The organism is Gryllotalpicola sp. CP2-P1, from assembly GCF_057512245.1.
On sequence record NZ_JBLRDT010000261.1, the window covers coordinates 1 to 2,814 of the forward strand.

Here is a 2,814-nt window from a genome sequence, read left to right on the forward strand (position 1 = left end):
CGGCCGATCACAACCGGTCCGTCGACGGGCTCACGTGCACCCTCTACGCGAGCGGCACCTGGCATTGGAAGCGCGGCTGAGCCGAGCGCGGGGCAGCTTGTCTGCTTGTATGGCCCGAACGGTGCGAGTGGGGCGGGCGAGCCTGCCGCCCGAGGTGCGGCCGCGCAGAAGAATCCCCTGGTTATGCGGAATTATGCGCGCCAGGTAACGAAACCATAACGCCAGCGCACTTGTCCCTGGTTTCGGTACAAGTGCGGTCCGTACGGTTGCAGCAGTTGTCAATGAGGACACGAGGACATGCGCAACGACACCGTCACCCAGCTGCCGCCGATCGACCCGAGAACCGGGTCCCCGATCTGGCTCCAGGTGCTGCGCTCGATCGAGTACGGCATTTCGACCCGGCTCTACACCCAGGGCGACCAGCTGCCCAGCGAGCACGAGCTCTGCGCGTACTTCGACGTCTCGCGTTCGAGCGTCAGAGAAGCCCTGGCACGTCTCGAGAAGTCGGGGCTGATCTCGCGGCGACAGGGGAAGGGGGCGTTCGTCCAGACCCCCACGTCGCCGTCGTCGTGGACGCTGCCGAACGCGCCGAGCCTGCTCGGGCAATACCAGGAGGACGGCCGCAGCGCGCTCACCTCGCAGATTCTGCGCGCCGGCGTCGAGATGCTTCCCCCGTGGGCCGCCGCCGCGTTCACGAACAACCCCGGCGGCCAGGGCTTCGTCGTCGAGCGGCTGCGCGCGGTCGGCAAGCTCACCGCGGTGCACGTCGTCAACTACCTGCCGAAGCGCTTCTCAGGCCTGGCCCCGAGCCTGCGCGAGCCGCGCGCGAGCCTGTATGCCGCGCTCGAGCGGGTCAGCGGCGTCACGATCACGCGGATGCACCGCACCATCGAGGCGGTCAGCGCCGATCGGCGTCTCGCACAGCTGCTCGAGATCGAAGAGGGCAGCCCCATCGTCGTCGTCGAAGCCGTCGCATACGACCAGAACAACGAGCCCGTCGACTTCTCTCGGGCCTCTGTGCGCACCGACCGGCTGCGGGTGACGGTCGACAGCGGGCACAACTCGCCGCCGTCGGGCCTCTACCCGGAACTCGCCGCGGCCGACGAGCAGTTCGCCGCGACCCTGAGCTACGAACACGACTAGGAGCACCGCGTGGCCAACGACATCCTCATCATCGGCGACAGCTACATGAAGGCCGACGTGTTCGCCGATGCGCTGCGGCGCAACGGCCTCGAGCCCGACATCGCGACGGTGACGATCACCACCGACCCGCAGTGGTCGACCGAGGGCCTCGCTGAGTTCGAAGGCGACCCCGCCGAGGTGAGCGACCTCATCGCTGGGCACCGCATCGTCGCGTTCCACGGGGCGCCGATCAGCAGGCGCGTCATCGAAGAGAACCCCTCGGTGCGGCTGCTCGCCTGTGCGCGCGGCGGCCCCGTCAACGTCGACCTCGCGGCGGCCGCCGAGCACGGCGTCGCGGTGACGACGACTCCGGGCAAGAACGCGGCGGCTGTCGCCGATCTGACGATCGGATTCCTCATCGATCTGCTGCGGAACGTGGCGCCCTCGCTGCGGGAGGCGCAGCAGCGGCGCGACAGCGGCGAGGCGCTCGCCGAGTCGACCTTCGAAGGCGCCCGCTGGTTCGGGTACGAGCTGAAGGGCCGCACGCTCGGCCTCGTCGGTCTCGGCAACGTGGCTCGGCTGGTGGCCGAGCGGGCGCTCGCGCTGGGGCTCGAGGTGCTCGCGTTCGACCCGTTCGTGCCGACCGGGTCGGTCGCCGGGGTCCGCCAGGTCGACAGCCTCGATGAGCTGCTGCCGCAGGTCGACGTGCTGACCCTGCACGCCCGCGCAACCGCCGAGAACCGCCGGCTCGTCTCTGACGCCCAGTTCGCCGCCCTCAAGCCAGGCGCGTTCTTCATCAACACCGCGCGCGAGTCGCTGGTCGACGAGAGCGCGCTGCTCGCCGCCGTCCGCTCCGGGCACCTCGGCGGCGCCGCGCTCGACGTGTGCGAGAGCGACGGGCCGTGGCGCGAGCTGCTCGCCGAGCCGAGCGTCATCATCACCCCGCACATCGCCGGCGCGACCTTCGAGACCCTGCAGCGCGGTGCGCAGATGCTCGCCGACGAGATCCTCGCGTTCACGAGCGGGGGCGAGCTCAGGTGGCGCAAGTGAGCGGCGCTCGTGGCGTGAGCGGCGGCCCCGTCTTCCTCGCGATCGACGCCGGAACGGGCTCCGTGCGCGCGATCGCCTTCGACGAGGGCGGGCGGGCCGTTGCCCGGGCCGCTCGCGAATGGACCCACGCAGCGACCCCCGGCCACCCCGGTGGCGCCGACTTCGACACGACGGGCGGGTGGCAGCTGATCAGCTCGGCCGTGCGCGAGGTGGTCGGTCTTCTGCGCGGCCGCCCCGTGGCGGCGGTGGGCGTCTCGAGCATGCGCGAGGGCTTCGTGCTCTACGACGAGCACGGCGACGAGATCTTCGCGTGCCCCAACACCGATGGTCGTGCCCGCGACCAGGCCGAGCAGCTCACGCGGCGCGGGCTCGCCGACCGCATCTACGAGCTCGCCGGTGACTGGGTCTCGATCACGGCCCCCGCGCGCCTGCTCTGGCTGCAGCAGGAGCGACCGGAGGTCTTCGCCGCCGCCCGGCACCTCGGCATGCTGAGCGACTGGGTCGTCTACCGCCTGACCGGCGAGTTCACGACCGACCCGACCTGCGGCTCGAGCAGCGCCCTCTTCGACCTCGCGGCGCGTGACTGGTCGGGCGAGCTGGCCGCGGCGGTCGACCTGCCCGCGCGCATTCTTCCCCAGACGC

The 2,814-nt window shown here is 70.9% G+C and carries 3 protein-coding genes; all 3 read left to right on the plus strand.

The features are described from left to right. Positions 1–297 precede the first annotated feature (297 nt). The gene (locus ACM2XV_RS13925) at positions 298–1,143 is read left to right on the plus strand and encodes a GntR family transcriptional regulator (protein ID WP_487027355.1); all 846 of its coding nucleotides are present in this window, start codon (positions 298–300) and stop codon (positions 1,141–1,143) included. 9 nt (positions 1,144–1,152) lie between these two features. After that, positions 1,153–2,172 (plus strand): NAD(P)-dependent oxidoreductase, encoded by a 1,020-nt coding sequence (locus ACM2XV_RS13930; protein ID WP_487027356.1) that lies wholly within the window; start codon positions 1,153–1,155, stop codon positions 2,170–2,172. Then, positions 2,169–2,814, plus strand: a 646-nt coding sequence (locus tag ACM2XV_RS13935; protein ID WP_487027357.1) for an FGGY family carbohydrate kinase, incomplete at its 3' end; no start/stop codon positions are given. The genes ACM2XV_RS13930 and ACM2XV_RS13935, both read left to right, overlap by 4 nt.

Coding starts and splice junctions, on each gene's coding strand:
- ACM2XV_RS13925 (WP_487027355.1), top strand. CDS start 298: ATGCGCAACGACACCGTCACCCAGCTGCCGCCGATCGACCCGAGAACC.